Consider the following 15,826-nt stretch of genomic DNA (forward strand, 5'->3'; position numbering starts at 1 on the left):
CGGCGGCGGTCTTCAACAGGTTGTAGGCGATGTTGGCAGCGTCGATGTTCGGCATCACCAGCAGGTTCGCCGGGCCTTCGAGCGTGGTCTCCGGCAGGATGCGCTTGCGCAGCGCTTCATCGAGCGCGCAGTCGCCGTGCATCTCGCCATCCACTTGCAGATCCGGCGCCTGTTCGCGCAACAGCGCCAGGGTCTTGCGCATCTTCAGTGACGACGCGGTGTCGTGGCTGCCGAAGTTGCTGTGCGACAGCAGCGCCACCTTCGGCACCAGGCCGAAGCGGCAGACCGAGGCGGCGGCCAGCCGGGTGATCTCGGCGAGCTGTTCGGCGCTGGGATCGGCGTTGATGTGGGTATCGACGATGAACAGCTGGCGGTCAGGCAGGATCAGCGCATTCATCGCGGCATAGACCGAGCTGCCTTCGGCATTGCCGATGGTGCGATCGATGAACTGCAGATGGCGCGCGGTGCTGCTGATGGTGCCGCAGATCATGCCGTCGGCTTCGCCCTTGCGCATCAGCATGCCGGCGATCAGCGTGCTGCGCCGGCGCATCTCCAGCTTGGCGTACTGCGCGGTGACGCCGTGGCGCGCCATCAGCGCGTGGTACTCGGTCCAATACTGGTGGTAGCGATCGTCGTGCTGGGGATTGACGATGGTGATGTGCACACCAGCCTTGAGCCGCAGGCCGAAGCGCTGGATGCGTTCCTCGATGACCTCCGGACGGCCGATCAGGATCGGCTGCGCGAGCTTTTCGTCGACGATGATCTGCGCCGCGCGCAGCACCCGCTCTTCCTCACCTTCGGCAAACACCACGCGGCCGGTGGTGGCGGAGGCCTTGCGCGCCGCCGTGAACACCGGCTTCATGAAGGTGCCGCTCTGGTAGACGAACTGCTGCAGCTTCTGCCGGTAGGCCTCGAAATCCTCGATCGGCCGGCGCGCCACGCCGGAATCCATCGCCGCCTGCGCCACGGCGGGCGAGATCTGCACGATCAGTCTCGGGTCGAACGGCTTGGGGATGATGTAGGCACCGCCGAACGACAGGTTCTCGGTGCCGTAGGCCGCGGCCACCACATCGCTCTGCTCCATGCGCGCGAGGTCGGCGATGGCGCGCACGGCGGCGATCTCCATTTCCCGCGTGATCGTGGTCGCGCCCACGTCCAGCGCGCCGCGGAAGATGAACGGAAAGCACAGCACGTTGTTGACCTGGTTCGGATAGTCGGTGCGGCCGGTGGCGATGATCGCGTCGCCGCGCACGGCCTTCACGTCCTCCGGCAGGATTTCCGGATGCGGATTGGCCAGCGCGAAGATGATCGGCTTGGTCGCCATCGAGGCGACCATCTTCGGTTTCAGCACGCCGCCGGCCGAGAGGCCGAGAAACATGTCGGCCCCGGCTATCACTTCGGCCAAGGAACGCTGCTCGGTGGGCTGCGCGAAGCGTGCCTTGTCCGGGTCCATCAGCTCGGTGCGGCCGGTGTAGACGACACCGGCGAGGTCGGTCAGCCAGATGTGTTCGATCGGCAGGCCGAGATCGACCAGCAGGTCGACGCAGGCGAGTGCTGCCGCACCGGCACCGCTGACCACCACCTTGATCGCGCGGATGTCCTTCTCGACCACCTGCAGCGCGTTCAGCGTGGCGGCGCCGACGATGATCGCGGTGCCGTGCTGATCGTCATGGAACACCGGGATCTTCATCCGCGCGCGCAAGCGACGCTCGATCTCGAAGCACTCCGGCGCCTTGATGTCTTCGAGGTTGATGCCGCCGAAGGTCGGTTCGAGTGCGGCGATGATGTCGACCAGCTTGTCCGGATCGGTCTCGTTGACTTCGATATCGAAGACATCGATGCCGGCGAATTTCTTGAACAGCACTGCCTTGCCTTCCATCACCGGCTTGGCCGCCAGCGGGCCGATGTTGCCGAGGCCGAGCACGGCGGTGCCGTTGGTGATCACCGCGACGAGGTTGCCGCGCGCGGTGTAGCGATAAGCGTTGAGCGGATCAGCGGCGATCTCCTCGCAGGCGGCGGCGACGCCGGGCGAGTAGGCGAGGGCCAGATCGTGCTGGTTGGTGAGCTGCTTGGTGGCGGTGACCGCCAGCTTTCCGGGCACCGGGAACTCGTGATAATCCAGGGCGGCCTGGCGCAGGCTTTCGCGGACCTTGCTGGCGATCGGTGTGTCCTGGCTCATGCGTTTCTCGTTAACAGACCCCAACGAAGGGCGCGGCGATTATAGGAGCCGCATGGCGACGAGCCGGCCGGCTGCGGCTAGTACATTCGGGTTAGGTAGCGCTGGAAAGCCCACGCGAGTCACGGCAGTTACTACCATCCGGCTATTCCGTGAAGGCGGCTGACCGGCGCAGGATCAGGCCATAACCGAAGCAGGCTTGAGACCATGAGCCGACACCAGCGATCAGGAGACACATGAGCACTTCAACGCATGCATCTGCCAACTCTTCCAGGCGTCTGTACCTCTGGGTGCTGCTGGCCATCGCGATCGGCGGTTCGATCGGCCACTACTTCCCGGAAACCGGCGTGGCGCTCAAGCCGCTCGGCGATGCCTTCATCAGCCTGATCAAGATGCTGATCGGCCCGATCATCTTCCTGACCGTGGTCATGGGCATCGCCGGAGTGTCGGACGTCAAGAAGGTCGGCCGGGTCGGCGTCAAGGCGATCCTCTATTTCGAGGTGGTGTCGAGCTTCGCGCTGGTGATTGGCCTGATCGTCGTCAACCTGCTCAAGCCGGGCGCCGGTTTCAATGTCGATCCGGCGACGCTCGATGCCGGCGCCGTGGCCAAGTACGCCGCCGCCGCGCATGAGCAGAGCACCGTCGGCTTCCTGCTGCACATCATTCCGAAGACCTTCACCGATGCCTTCACCGGCAATGGCGATCTGCTGCAGGTGCTGCTGATCGCGCTGCTGTTCGGCTTCGCGATGAGCGCGGTCGGCGAGCAGGGCAAGCCGGTGATGAGCTTTCTCGATGCGATCTCCAAAGTGTTCTTCCGGATGATGAGCTCGATCATGCGCCTGGCGCCGATCGGTGCCGGCGGCGCCATGGCCTTCACCATCGGCAAGTACGGCCTCGACAGCCTCGGCCCGCTGGCCAAGCTGATGGGCAGCTTCTATCTGACCTGCGCGCTGTTCATCGTGCTGGTGCTCGGCGCCATCGCCAAGGTCTCCGGCTTCAGCATCTTCCGTTTCCTGCGCTACATCCGCGATGAGCTGTTGCTGGTGCTCGGCACCTCGTCTTCGGAATCGGCCCTGGTGCCGCTGATGCAGAAGCTGGAGCGCCTCGGCTGCGGCAAGCCGGTGGTCGGCCTGGTGGTGCCGAGCGGTTACTCGTTCAATCTCGATGGCACCAACATCTACCTGACCATGGCGGCGATCTTCGTGGCGCAGGCGCTCAATGTCGATCTGACGCTGACCCAGGAAATCACCCTGCTGGCGGTGGCGATGCTGACTTCCAAGGGCGCCTCCGGCGTCACCGGTGCCGGCTTCATCACCCTGGCGGCCACTCTGGCCGTGGTGCCCTCGGTGCCGGTCGCCGGTCTGGCGCTGATCCTCGGCATCGACCGCTTCATGAGCGAAGCGCGGGCGCTGACCAATCTGGTCGGCAACGGCGTGGCGACGATCGTCGTCGCCGGCTGGGAGAACGAGCTGGATCGCGATCGCCTGCGCCGCGAGCTGGCCGCCGGCCCGGATGCGGTGTCGGAACCGTTGCCGGAAGGTCTGACGCAGAGTTAGCTTGCGGCTTCACTCAGCAGAGATCACGACCATGAACAGCAGCAGTCAGCACGCGCATCACGCCCGTGGCTGAGGCTGCTGCGCCCGGCCCGCGGCAGCAGGGCCATCGGCTGCGGCTGGCGGCCATCGTGCTGGTCGTCATCGCCGTCCTTGGTGGCGCGATGACGGCGGTGGCGCGGCAGGCCACACAGCAGGCCTTGCGTGAATCGGCGGCGCGCAGTGCCGAACAGCTCGGCCTCTACGCGGCCTCGCTGCAGTCGATGATCGACCGCTACCGCACCCTGCCGACGGTGCTGGCGCTGGACCCGGAACTGCGCCAGGTGTTGCGAGCGACGATCGACGCAGCCACGAGCGAGCGCCTCAGCCGCCGGCTGGAAGTGGTCAACGGCGCGGCCCATACCTCGACCCTGACCCTGCTCGATCGCCGGGGCATCGGCGTGGCGGCCAACAACTGGCAGCTGCCGGGCAGCAACGTCGGCTTCGACTACCGCTTCCGGCCCTATTTCCAGCAGGCAATGCGCGATGACCGCGGCAGCTTCTACGGCATCGGCGTCACCACCGGCGTGCCCGGCTACTACATGACCCAGGCGGTGCACGACGATGACGGCAGCCGCATCGGCGCGGTGACCGTCAAGGTCGAACTCGGCGAACTGGAGCAGGAATGGCAGAAGGCCGCCGACGTGGTGCTGATCAGCGACGCCCACGGCATCGTCTTCCTGGCCAATCGCGAGGCCTGGCGTTATCGCCAGCTGCGCGCGCTGAGCCAGGCCGAGCGCGACGAGCTGGCGCACAGCCAGCAGTACGCCGGCCAGCGCCTGAAGCCGCTCCGCCTGCGCGATGCCAAGGGGCCTGAAGGCACGCGCAGGGTGAAGCTGGAAAGCGCCGGCCTGCGGGGCGATTTCCTCTGGCAGTCACTGCCGCTGGCCAGCGACGGCTGGACCCTGCACCTGCTCCATGAAACCGGCGACAGCGAAGACGCCGGCCTGATCGCCGCGCTCGCTGCCGGTGGGGCGCTGCTCAGCCTGCTGTTCCTAGTGCTGTTCGTGCAGCAGCGCTTGCGCCTGTCGCGCCTGCGCCGGCGCAGCCGCGAAGAACTCGAACAGCTGGTGCGCCAGCACGCCGAAGCGCTGCACAGCGCCCAGGACGGCATCGTGCTCGCTGCCGAACGGGCCAGCGTCGGCCAGCGCCAGAGCCTCGAACATCTGGCCCAGGGCGTCAGCGTCATCGATGCCGATCTGCGGCTCACGGCCTGGAACCGGCGCTATGTCGAAATCTTCGGCTACCCGCCGGAGCTGATGCGCATCGGCCGGCCGATCGAAGACCTGCTGCGCTACAACGCGCGCCGTGGCCTGCTCGGCAGTGGTGATGTCGAGGTCGCCGTGCAGCGGCGGCTCGATCATCTGCGCGCCGCGCGGCCGCACATGTTCGAGCGCGAATGGGCCAATGGCACGGTGATCGAGATTCGCGGCAACCCGCTGCCGGCCGGCGGCTTCGTCACCTCGTATGCCGACATCACCGCGTATCGAAATACCGCGCGTGAGCTGCGCACCCTGGCGGTGTCGCTGGAGCGCCGGGTCGACGAACGCACCCATGATCTCGATGCCGCGCGCCGCGAAGCCGAGCGCGCCAATCGCTCGAAGACCAGCTTCGTCAGCGCCGCCGTCCACGACCTGCTGCAGCCGCTGAACGCGGCGCGCATGTACACCTCGGCCCTGCGTGAACGGCTGGGCGATGCGCAGGCCGCAGCGCTCGCCGACAACATCGAGGAAGCGCTCGCCGCCGAGGACGGCATCCTCTCCAGCCTGCTCGATATCTCGCGTCTGGAATCCGGCGCGCTGCAGACCCAGGTGCAGGATCTGGCACTGCAGGATCTGTTCGACAGCCTGCGCCGCGAGTTCGAGCCTACCGCGCAACTGCGCGGCCTCGATCTGCGCGTGGTGGCGACGCGCGCGGTGGTCAGCAGCGATGCCGCGCTGCTGCGGCGCATCCTGCAGAACTTCCTGTCCAACGCGCTGCGCTACACCCTGCGCGGCAGCGTGCTGATGGGCGTGCGGCGCAGCGGCGGCGGCTTGCGCATCGAAGTCTGGGATACCGGTTGCGGCATTGCTGAAGCGCATCGCGTCGTGATCTTCGAGGAGTTCCGAAGGCTCGATGGCGGCTCGGCGCAGTCCGATCGCGGTGCCGGCCTCGGTCTGGCGATCGTCGAGCGCATCGCCCGGCGGCTCGATCATCGGATCGGTCTGCGCTCATGGCCGGGACGCGGCAGCGTGTTCAGCGTCAGCCTGCCGGCGGGTGATCGCAGCGGTGTGACGGCGCCGGCCACGACCATCGCCGAGCCCGCCACCGCGCTGCAGGGCCGCCACATCTGGTGCATCGACGATGACCCGAGAGTGCGCGAAGCCGCCCGTGCCTTGCTGCTGGCCTGGGGCTGCCAAGTGACCCTGATCGGCAGCCCCGAAGAGGCGGCGGCATCGACCGCCGAGGCGCCCGATCTGGTGCTGCTCGATCATCGCCTCGGCGCCAGCACCGGCGCCGATCTGATGCCCTCGTTGTTCCTGCGCTGGGGCCGGCAGCCGCCGGTGATCATGATCTCGGCCGAACGCGAAGCGGCTTCGGAAGTGGCCGCCGATGCCGGCTGGGCCTTCCTGCCCAAGCCGGTGCGGCCACCGGCCTTGCGGGCCTTGATGCGGCAGCTGCTGCTGCGCAGCGGCTAGCCCCGCTAGTTCGGCTCGCCGATCTCGGGCTCCGGCTGCAGCGCCTTGACCTTCACCGCCGCCTGCGTGCGGCTGTAGCACTCCAGCTTGCGCAGCACGGCGGTGATGTGGACCTTCACGGTGTTCTCGGCCAGGCCCAGCTCGTGGGCGATCTGCTTGTTGAGCAGGCCGTCGGCCATCGCCATCAGCACACGGAACTGCTGCGGGGTGAGCTGGGCGAGCTGCTCGGCCAGCTTGGCGTCTTCGGCGCTGCGGGCGGCACGTTGTGGCGGGAACCATTCATCGCCCTGCATGACCACGCGCAGCGCGTTCTGCAGCACGGCCGGCGGAGCTGACTTCGGCACGAACGCCGCCGCGCCGAACTGCTGGGCGCGGCTGACGGTACGCGGATGATCGTTCGAGGAGATCACGATCACCGGCAGCGCTGGCCGTTCGCCGCGCAGATAGACCAGCGACGAAAAGCCCTGCGCGCCGGGCATGTTCAGATCGAGCAGCACCAGATCCAGTTCCGGGTCTTCGCTGACCGCGGCGCTCAGTGACGCGAAGCTCGAGGCTTCGGCGATGCTGCCGCCGGAGCCGGTGAACGGCTGCAGCGCATGGACGATGGCGGCGCGAAACAGCGGGTGATCGTCGGCGACCAGGATGCGCAGCGTGCCGGTATCCATCGCGGTCATTTCCATGACGGCGCTGTCGTTGCGATCGGACTGCTGAGTGTCGGGAAATGGTGCATGCCGTCAGTGTAGGGAAACGCTGCACAGGCAGCTAACAGCATCAAGCCAGATCGAGCCTGCCTAGCTCCATGGTGTTATTTCCCGGCGCGCGCACCGCGACCAAGATGGCGACATTCCCCGGCCTGCCATGGCACCCGCCAGGCAGCCGGAAAAACGATTCCCGACCGTTCCCTGACGCGCTGCCCGAAGCGGGCGGATCGACTGCGGCCTGCGGCGAGGGATCACAGCCTGATCATGGTGTGAGGAGTTGCGCATGTCCCGGAATACCACGCTGTCGCTGCGCCTTGCCTGCGGCGTCTTGTCTGCGGCTCTGGCACTGAGCGTCGAAGCCGCGACCGAGGTCGGCAGCGGCAATCCGCCGGTGCTGCACCTCGTCAGTGCAGAGATACCGGCCGCCGCGGACGCGCCGGCCGCCAAGGCCGCCCCTGCGCCGAAGTCGGTCGGCTATCCGGCCGCTGCGGTCGGCCAGGGGGCGACCGTCAACGGCTACAGCGTCGCGCGCTGGGCCGAGGACTGGCAGCGCATGGGTAACCCCGGCCAACGGCGCGATTTCCTCGACCGGCTCAAGTACCTGCCGATCGGGCGGCCGGACGTCTATCTGACCTTGTCCGGCGAACTGCGCGGGCGCATCAACTACACCGAGCACGCGCAGCTGCGTGACGGCGAGCAGCGCCAGGACATCTATCGCCTGTTCGTCGGCACCGACCTGCATCTCGGCTCGCATCTGCGGCTGTACGGGGAGCTCGGCCGCGGCGTCATCGAGGGCCGCAACATCGGTACGCCGTCCGGCGCGCTGCGCAACGATCTGTTCCTGCAGCAGCGTTTCGCGGACTGGACCGACCACTTCGGCAAGGTCGAGGTCGGCGTGCGCTACGGCCGGCAGCTGTTCATCGACGGACCGAACCTGCTGGTCGCGGCGCGCGACAACAACACGCTGCATGTCACCGTCAACGGCCTGCGTACCTGGATCAACGGCGAGCACCTGCGCGCCGATCTGTTCGATTTCGACTTCAACCGCCTCGGCAACGGCGGCATCGACGATGACCACCGCGATAGTGATCGCCGGTTCTCGGGCATCACCGGCGGCATCGTGCTGCCGCGTCGCTGGTTCGACAGCTCGCTCTATCTCGATCCGTTCTTGTGGCGCCAGCGTCAGCGCAAGGTGACCTGGGGTGCGCTGTCCGCACGCGAGGAACGCTATTACGGCGGCCTGCGGCTCTGGGGTGAGATCGGCGCGGCGACGCTGGACTGGACCGTCAACCACCAGTGGGGCGATCACGACGGGCGCCGGCTCGAAGCCTGGCAGGCGCTGTTCGCGCAGAACTGGAAGCTGGGCGCGGACCGCCGCGCACCGCGCCTCGGCTTCCATGCCGACTACGCGAGCGGCGGCGGTGCCTACGGCGGCCGCACGCTGCGCAATGCCTCGGCGCCGTACGGCAACAACATCTACTACGCCTATGGCCTGTTTCTGACGCCGACCAATCTCGCCGCCTTCGCTCCCAGCCTCGTGTTGTCGCCGTTTGCCAGTGTGCGGGTGACGCTCGAATACCAGTGGACCTGGCGCGTCGACCGCGACGATGCCGTCTACCGCGCCAACGGCACGGCCTATGCCGGCACGGCCGGTGCGGGCGGCAGCCATAGCGCCGATGTCGCGCGCCTGCAGGTGGTCTGGAACCTCACGCCGCGGCTGTCGCTGACCACGCGGCTCGAGCACCTCGAGGCCGGCTCCGCACTCGAACAAGGCGGCTACCGCAGTTCGAATTTTGGCGCGGTGTTCGCGAGCTACCGCTTCTGAGCCGCGCCCTGATTCCGGCGCGCAGCCAGGCGTCGATGGCAGCTTTGAAAGCTGCCGTTGCGCCACCGGCCGCCGCCGTGAAGGCGACATCTGGCGCTAGCCGAAAGTGGTTCCGGCAGCGTCATGACGCGGATCGAGCTACTGCCAGGCGCTTGATCGAAAAGTGATCGGAAAAGACCTTCTGCCAAGCTTCCGTCAATTCGCTTTGTGCGCCGGGAGCACTTTAAGATTTGCCCCGCCGAACAGACCGATCGTTCAGGGCAGGGAGAAGGAAAAAGCGGATGGAAACCGGAGCAGATGATCGTACGACGCCTGAGCGTGACCAGGCCCCGCTGAGCCTCGCCGTGATCGGCGCCTCTGCCGGCGGCGTGGAAGCACTCTGCCTGCTGATCAAGCACTTTCCGGAAGTGCCCCGTTTCGCGATCGTGGTGCTGACTCATCTGGATCCGGGTCACGAGAGCCAGCTGGTGCCGGTATTGCAGAAATGCACGGCGATCCCCGTGCAGGCGATGAGCGATGGCGACGCGCTCGAAGCGGGCCGCATCTACGTGCTGGTGCCGGCGATGACCGCGACCCTGCTCGATCGCAAGCTGGTGCTGACGCCGCGCGGCAGCGGCCTGAATCTGCCGATCGACATCTTCCTGTCATCGGCTGCCCGCGACAGCGAGATCGACATCGCCGCCGTCATCCTGTCCGGCACCGGGCAGGACGGCACTGCGGGCGTTGCCGAGGTTCGCGATGCCGGCGGCTACGTCGTGGTGCAGGAGCCAGCCTCGGCGACCCACGACGGCATGCCGCAGTCGGTGCTCGACAATCAGCTTGCCGATGCCGCGCTGACGCCGGAGCAGATCGCACCGGCGATCCAGCGCTATCTCGAAAGCGAGGCGCCGACCGACCCTGCCGTGCTGCCCGATGCCAAGGTGCTCGACGAAGTTCATGCGCTGATCCAGAAGCAGTCCGGTCTCAACCTTCGCTACTACAAGGAGGTCAACGTGCGCAGGCGGTTCATGCGCCGCGCCTTCCTGCAGTCCGGCGGCGATGTCGGCCACTACCTGGTGCGCCTGCGCGACGATCCGGACGAAATCCTCGCCCTCAAGGACGATCTGCTGGTCGGCGTCACCGCGTTCTTCCGCGATCCGGAAATGACCGAAGGCCTGCGCCAGTTCGTGATCCCGGCGCTTCTCGAATCGAACGCCAACCCGATCCGGGTCTGGGTGCCCGGCTGCTCGACCGGCGAAGAGGTGTATTCGATCGCCATCCTGCTGGTCGATGCGCTGGCCGCCGCCGGCGTCAGCCGCAAGCTGCAGATCTTCGGTACCGATATCAACGAGCGGGCGATCAGCCGGGCGCGTCTCGGGCGCTACTCGGCGGAGGCGATGGCGGCGGTGCCCGAAACCTGGCGCGCGCAGTATTTCGTCGCTGAAGAGGGCGGCTGGCGGCTGACCAAGGATCTGCGCTCGCTGTGCATCTTCGCGACCCACAACCTGCTCGCCAATGCACCGTTCTCCGGCGTCGATCTGGTGTCCTGCCGGAACCTGCTGATCTACCTGCACAAGGATGCCAAGCGACAGGCCTTCGAAGCGTTCTCGTATGCCGCATCCAACGGCGGCAGCCTGCTGCTGGGCCGTTCGGAAGCAGCCGATCCGGAATTTTTCGAGGACATGTCGACCCGCCACAACCTCTACCGCCGCCGGCCGAAGGCGCCGCGGCCGGTGCGCGGCTTCACCTTCACCGAGCCGCTGCCGGCCGGGCCGCTCGGCACTCCGAGCGGCGAGAAGCCGGATTTCGCGCTCGAGAATCTGGCCGACCAACTGGCCCTGGCGCATTTCGGGCCGCCCGGTTTCGTCGTCGATGCCAATGGCCGGGTGCTGCAGTTCCGCGGCGATACCTCGCCGTTCCTGCTGCCGAGCAGCGGTGACGCCACCTTGTCGATCGCCCGTCTGGTGCGGCCGGAGCTGCAGGTGGATGTGCGCGCGGTGCTGATGGAAGCGGCCCGTACCAAGCTGCCGGTGCGCCGCGATCGGGTGTTCGTCGATGGTCATCAATACACGCTGGAAGTGCTGCCGCTGCAGGCCGGTGCTTCGCAGCGCTATTTCCTGGTCGCCCTGCAGCGGCGCGACCTGACGGCCATCGCGCCGGCCGCTTCGGGAACTCCCGACGCGCGCACCGATGAGCTGGAGCACTACATCCGCGTGCTCAGCGATGAGCTCGAACAGAGCCGCACCCAGTTGCGCGCGGTGGTCACCGAGTACGACACCACCAGCGAGGAGCTGCGCACCGCCAACGAGGAAGTGCTGTCGGCCAACGAGGAGCTACAGAGCGCCAACGAAGAGCTGCAGACCGCCAAGCAGGAACTCGAAGCGGCGAACCGCGACCTCACCGGCGTCAACGAGGAAATGGCGCGGCGCAACCAGGAGCTGGTGCAGCTCAACGACGATCTCAGCAATCTGATCAACGGCATTCCAGTGCCGGTGCTGATGCTCGACCGGCAACGACGGGTGCGCCACTTCTCGCCAGCCGCCGGGCCGATGTTCGGACTCACGGCGGCCGATCTCGGCGGCCCCTTGGCGAAGTCCAGCGCATTCGCGCCGGAAATGCTCGACGCCATCCTCGACGACGCGGTCCAGGATCTGCGGCCGGTGGAGCAGGAAGCGCAGGATCTGCAGAGCCGCAGCCACATCATCACCGCGCGGGCCTATCAGACCAGCGACAACCGCATCGAAGGCGCGGTGCTGGCGTTCCAGGACATCCAGCGCCTGCGCCTGGCGCTCGACGAAGCGAACGCCGCGCGTGCCGAAGCCGAGCGTGCCAACACCGCCAAGAACGAATTCCTGGCGCTGGTCAGCCATGAACTGCGCGCCCCGCTGAACGTCATCACCGGCTGGAGCGCGGTGCTGCAGAAGCTGTCCGGCGATGGCGACACCGCGACGCTCAGCAACCGGCCGACGATGCAGCGTGCGCTGGACATCATCGATCGCAACTGCCGTCTGCAGGCGCGCCTGATCGACGATCTGCTCGATGTCTCGCGCATCATCAGCGGCCGCCTGAGCCTTGATCTCCGGCTGACCAATCTGTCCGGCCTGATCGGCGCCACCGTCGAAGGCATGGCACCGACGGCGGAAGCCAGGAAGATCGCCTTGAGCGCCGATGGCATGGACGAAGCGACGATGCTGCTCGCCGATACCCGGCGCGTGCAGCAGATCATCGCCAACCTGCTGCAGAACGCCATCAAGTTCACGCCCGAAGGTGGCCGCATCGTGGTGTCACTGGCGCGCGTCGATACCTGGGCCGAGCTGACCGTCACCGATACCGGCATGGGCATTCCGGCCGATCGCCTGCCGCGCATCTTCGATCGCTTCAGCCAGGCCGACACCAGCCGCACCCGCGAGCACGGCGGCCTGGGCCTTGGTCTGTCGATCGTCCGCCATCTGGCCGAAGGCCACGGCGGCACCGTGGCCGCCCACAGCGAAGGCCCCGACAAAGGCGCGCGCTTCGTGGTGCGGCTGCCACTGGCACCGGCGCAGATGTTCGAAGAAGTGCCGGCCGGCAATAGTCAGACGCCGAACCAGTCGCTGCGCGGCTACCGCATTTTGATCGTCGATGACGAAGTCGGCGGCCGCGAGGCCATCACCCATCTGCTGAACGCCGCAGGTGCCGAAGCCACGGCGGTGCCCTCGGCTTCGGAAGCGCTGCAGTTGCTGGAATCGGAGCGTTACGACGCCATGGTTTCCGATATCGCGATGCCCGGCACCGATGGCTACACGCTGGTCCGCGAGCTGCGCGTCATCGAGGCTGCCCGGCGCTTGCCGAGAACCCTGGCGATCGCGCTCACCGGCTTCGCCAGCATTGCTGATCGCGATGAGGCAATCGCCGCCGGCTTCGATGGCCACCTGACCAAGCCGGCGGACCCCACCGAACTGGCCAATCGCATCGCGGCGGGCTGCGCGCGTTGAGCGTTTTCTTCATAGCTCGATAGAACATCCGTCATTCCCGCCTGCGCGGAAATGACGAACAGGGTGGTAGCTGCTGGAAGAAAGCTGCCCTAGCCGTCAATCAAGCGCAGCGGCGCCAGCGGATCGAAGTCGGTCCACTGACCGTCGACGAGCGTGCCTTCGGTGCGCTCGATGTCGGTGCCGCCGCGTGTCCTGAGGATGTCGGCGACCTTGCGCTGCAGCTCCGGCGCCGATGCCGCCACGGCAATCAGCGAGCCGGCCTTGCGGCGCGCCGATGGGTCCGGAACAACTTCGGCGTGCGTCTCGGCGCCAGGTTCGTTGTGATCCTCGACCTTGAGCATCGCGCCGGCGAACGAGCCGACATAGGCACCCGCACCCGCCACGGCGACGGCCGCCGGGCCGAGCAGCGGCAGAGTCGCCAGTCCGGCAACCGCACCGACCGCAGCGCCGACGGCGGCGCCGGAGGCACCACCCTTGGCGGCCTCATCGACCGGTGGCGGGCCGTCGCCTGCGAAGTACTGGTCCGGCTCGGCGGACGGGCTGACGAAGAAGGTGGTCATCTGCTCGGCGGCGATGCCGGCCTGGGCGAGATCGGCCAAGGCCTTCTGGGCGTCGGGAAGCTGCTCGAAGTTGCCGGTGATGATGATGGTCATGGGGGCTACTCGTGGCGGGCCCTGCCGGGCCGTCTGGGGACCCTGATCAGCGCCGTTGCGGGATCTGGATTGCCTGCGATTCAAGCGGGCTCGGCGAGCACTTGCGGGGTGCCGAAGCTCGGTGCGTCTGGTCTTCGTATCAGTCGCGAATTTCATGGACGCCTCCATTGGTCTGATTGACCAATTGTCTGGTTGACGAAGACAGGCAACGGCATCGCGCGTGCCCGCACTTGGTGCGGACTGCCGATCCTTGAATCAGGCAGTTATTACAAGTCGGCGAGCAGAAAGGGTGAGATCGGCGCGGTCGTCAAACCGCGCTGATCGACTAGCGAGTGGAGTGGCCGGATCAGACCGCCTGCTCGCTGCGCTCGCAATGCTTCAGCTTGGCGATCGCGGCGATCACCGCCGCCCATTCGGCTTTCGACGAGGCGAAGCGGAACCCCCCTATCGAATCCGCCTTGACGCCGGCGGCGACAAGCAACGGAGCGGCGTCCTTGCCGGCGACGATGGTCTTCAGGTGGTTGTGGGTTTCGCGCACGAACGCAGTGCCGTCCACGGTCTTCGCCAATGCGGCCGGCGATGCGCCGCCGGGAATCACCACCGCGTCGAAAGCCACCGACGGCGTCGTCGCCAGGGTGTGATCGATCTGCACTTCACCGTGCTGGCCCTTGAGCGTGCCGAGCTTCGCTGCCAGCACCTTCACCGTGGCGCCGGCTGCCGTGAGCGCCGACACCGTGCGCATGGACCACGCGCTCCGGAATCCGCTCGTGATCGAAGTGCTGATCTTCTCCAGGAAGTAGAAATCTTCCACCAGGGTCGGGCTGCGCTCACCGGCGCGCAGGCTGTTGTCGTCATCGGCAATCGGGATGCCCTGATTGCTGGTCAGGCCCGAGCCTTCATCGGATACGAGGTAGGCATCCAGTGCATCGGTATTGCCGCGCGGAACCGTGCGGCGAGTATTTTTGCCTTTGCCATCGGTGTCGATCTCCTCGGATGGGTCCCGTCACCGATATCGACGATGGAAACTGCAAGCTGTCCGGAACGGGATCCGGAGCCGTCGTGGGATGCGGGAAACTTAGCTTGAAAAGGAGCCTGTGCAGCGCTCAGGTCTGCGCAGGCCGCTGCTGTCGCGCGACGGCGGTGGCCGCTTCTTCGGAGTGATTTCTTGCGTTGTTCGCCGCGGCGAGCTTGCGGTCGCGGCCCTGGGCTTCGAGCAGGAAGTAGACCGGGATCGCCGCGCACAGCGGCATCAGGTAATAGAGCGCGCGATAGGCGAGCAGTGCGGCAAACAGTTCGGCATGCGGCACGCGGCCGCCGAGCACGGCGAAGAACACCGCTTCGGTCACACCGAGCCCGGCGGGAACATGCGTCGCTGCGCCGGCGATGGCGGCCAGCAGGAACACGCCGAGCACCAGCGGAAAGTCGACGTGCTGGCGCAGCAGCACATACAGGATGCCGGCGATCAGCAGCCAGTTGAGGCTTGATACCAGCACCTGCAATGTGGCGAAGCCAGCGCTCGGCAAGCTCAGCTCGCGTCCGCGTATCGTCCAGCTGCGCCGCTTGGCGAAGGCCGAAGCCCCGATGTAGAGAATCAGGCTCGCCAGCAGCGCGACGCCGGCGATGGTCAGACCCAGCCTGCCGATTTCCCATCCAGCCGGCGGCTTGACGAAGTTGAACGCGAAAGCGACGCCGGCGAGCAGGAAGTAGCCGGACCAGTTGGTGACCAGGCTCATGCCAACCACCCGCGTGACCTGTTCCGCACCGAGGCCGATCCGTGAATAGAGCCGGTAGCGGAAGCCGATGCTGCCGACCCAGGAACCGAAGTTCAGATTGAACGCGTAGCAGACGAAGGCGATCGCCATTGCCTTGGCTTTCGATATCTGCAAGCTCAGCGCGCTGCGCGCGAACAGGTCGACGCAGGCATAGACGGCATAGCTGCCCATCGAGCAGGCGGCCGCCAGCAGCAAGGTGCTGCGATCGATCTGCTGCAGCGAGCGCCAGATCTTCGGCCAGTCCAGCGTGCGGCCGTAGCGATAGATCAGCCAGGCAACGAGCAGGAAGAAAGCGATCGCCAATCCGCGCTTGAGCGGCCGGTAGCGATGTCGGGTTTGCGGCTGGGGCGGGTTGGTCTGCATCCCGGAGCCGGGGCAGATTGCGTGCCCGTCGAGCTCGGCGAAATGGACAGCAAGCGCAGGAACGGAACCTGCCGCTACTGCCAGTGAACACTGACCCGATTCCTTCGCGCCGT

Annotated in this window: 9 protein-coding genes and 1 pseudogene; 4 read left to right on the forward strand and 6 right to left on the reverse strand. The window is 66.8% G+C overall.

Annotated elements, in window-relative coordinates; translation table 11 throughout:
* The coding region (locus tag Q0D45_RS08850; RefSeq protein ID WP_293391444.1) for an NADP-dependent malic enzyme at nucleotides 1-2,179 on the reverse strand (2,179 nt) is incomplete at its 3' end.
* A 233-nt stretch (nucleotides 2,180-2,412) separates the two neighbouring features.
* Between Q0D45_RS08850 and Q0D45_RS08855 the strand changes: the two genes are divergently transcribed.
* On the forward strand, nucleotides 2,413-3,732 hold the full coding sequence (locus tag Q0D45_RS08855) for a dicarboxylate/amino acid:cation symporter (protein ID WP_293391447.1): 1,320 nt from the start codon (nucleotides 2,413-2,415) through the stop codon (nucleotides 3,730-3,732).
* A 65-nt stretch (nucleotides 3,733-3,797) separates the two neighbouring features.
* On the forward strand, nucleotides 3,798-6,446 hold the full coding sequence (locus tag Q0D45_RS08860) for a PAS-domain containing protein (protein ID WP_293391450.1): 2,649 nt from the start codon (nucleotides 3,798-3,800) through the stop codon (nucleotides 6,444-6,446).
* A gap of 5 nt (nucleotides 6,447-6,451) precedes the next feature.
* On the opposite strand, the gene Q0D45_RS08865 is transcribed toward Q0D45_RS08860, so the two are convergent.
* Nucleotides 6,452-7,111, reverse strand: a complete 660-nt coding sequence (locus Q0D45_RS08865) for a response regulator transcription factor (RefSeq protein ID WP_366946393.1) — start codon at nucleotides 7,109-7,111, stop codon at nucleotides 6,452-6,454.
* Nucleotides 7,112-7,430: 319 nt separating this feature from the next.
* Here Q0D45_RS08865 and Q0D45_RS08870 point away from each other — a divergent pair, with 319 nt between their 5' ends.
* Both Q0D45_RS08870 and Q0D45_RS08875 read left to right on the forward strand, forming a co-directional pair.
* The gene (locus Q0D45_RS08870) at nucleotides 7,431-8,972 is read left to right on the forward strand and encodes an alginate export family protein (RefSeq protein WP_293391456.1); all 1,542 of its coding nucleotides are present in this window, start codon (nucleotides 7,431-7,433) and stop codon (nucleotides 8,970-8,972) included.
* Between the two features lie 281 nt (nucleotides 8,973-9,253).
* The gene (locus Q0D45_RS08875; RefSeq protein ID WP_293391459.1) at nucleotides 9,254-12,925 is read left to right on the forward strand and encodes a CheR family methyltransferase; all 3,672 of its coding nucleotides are present in this window, start codon (nucleotides 9,254-9,256) and stop codon (nucleotides 12,923-12,925) included.
* Between the two features lie 89 nt (nucleotides 12,926-13,014).
* Here Q0D45_RS08875 and Q0D45_RS08880 read toward each other — a convergent pair whose 3' ends face one another.
* The 4 genes and pseudogenes from Q0D45_RS08880 to Q0D45_RS08895 form a co-directional block, all read right to left on the reverse strand.
* Nucleotides 13,015-13,578: a hypothetical protein gene (locus tag Q0D45_RS08880; RefSeq protein WP_293391461.1), complete on the reverse strand. Its 564-nt coding sequence runs from the start codon at nucleotides 13,576-13,578 to the stop codon at nucleotides 13,015-13,017.
* 346 nt (nucleotides 13,579-13,924) lie between these two features.
* Nucleotides 13,925-14,320: a DJ-1/PfpI family protein gene (locus tag Q0D45_RS08885; protein WP_293391463.1), complete on the reverse strand. Its 396-nt coding sequence runs from the start codon at nucleotides 14,318-14,320 to the stop codon at nucleotides 13,925-13,927.
* A pseudogene (locus Q0D45_RS08890) lies at nucleotides 14,295-14,500 on the reverse strand (catalase); the annotation flags it as partial. The gene Q0D45_RS08885 and the pseudogene Q0D45_RS08890, both read right to left, overlap by 26 nt.
* A gap of 181 nt (nucleotides 14,501-14,681) precedes the next feature.
* Nucleotides 14,682-15,713: a lysylphosphatidylglycerol synthase domain-containing protein gene (locus Q0D45_RS08895; protein ID WP_293391465.1), complete on the reverse strand. Its 1,032-nt coding sequence runs from the start codon at nucleotides 15,711-15,713 to the stop codon at nucleotides 14,682-14,684.
* Nucleotides 15,714-15,826 lie beyond the last annotated feature (113 nt).

Source organism: Nevskia sp. (genome assembly GCF_023266035.1).
Lineage (GTDB): Bacteria > Pseudomonadota > Gammaproteobacteria > Nevskiales > Nevskiaceae > Nevskia.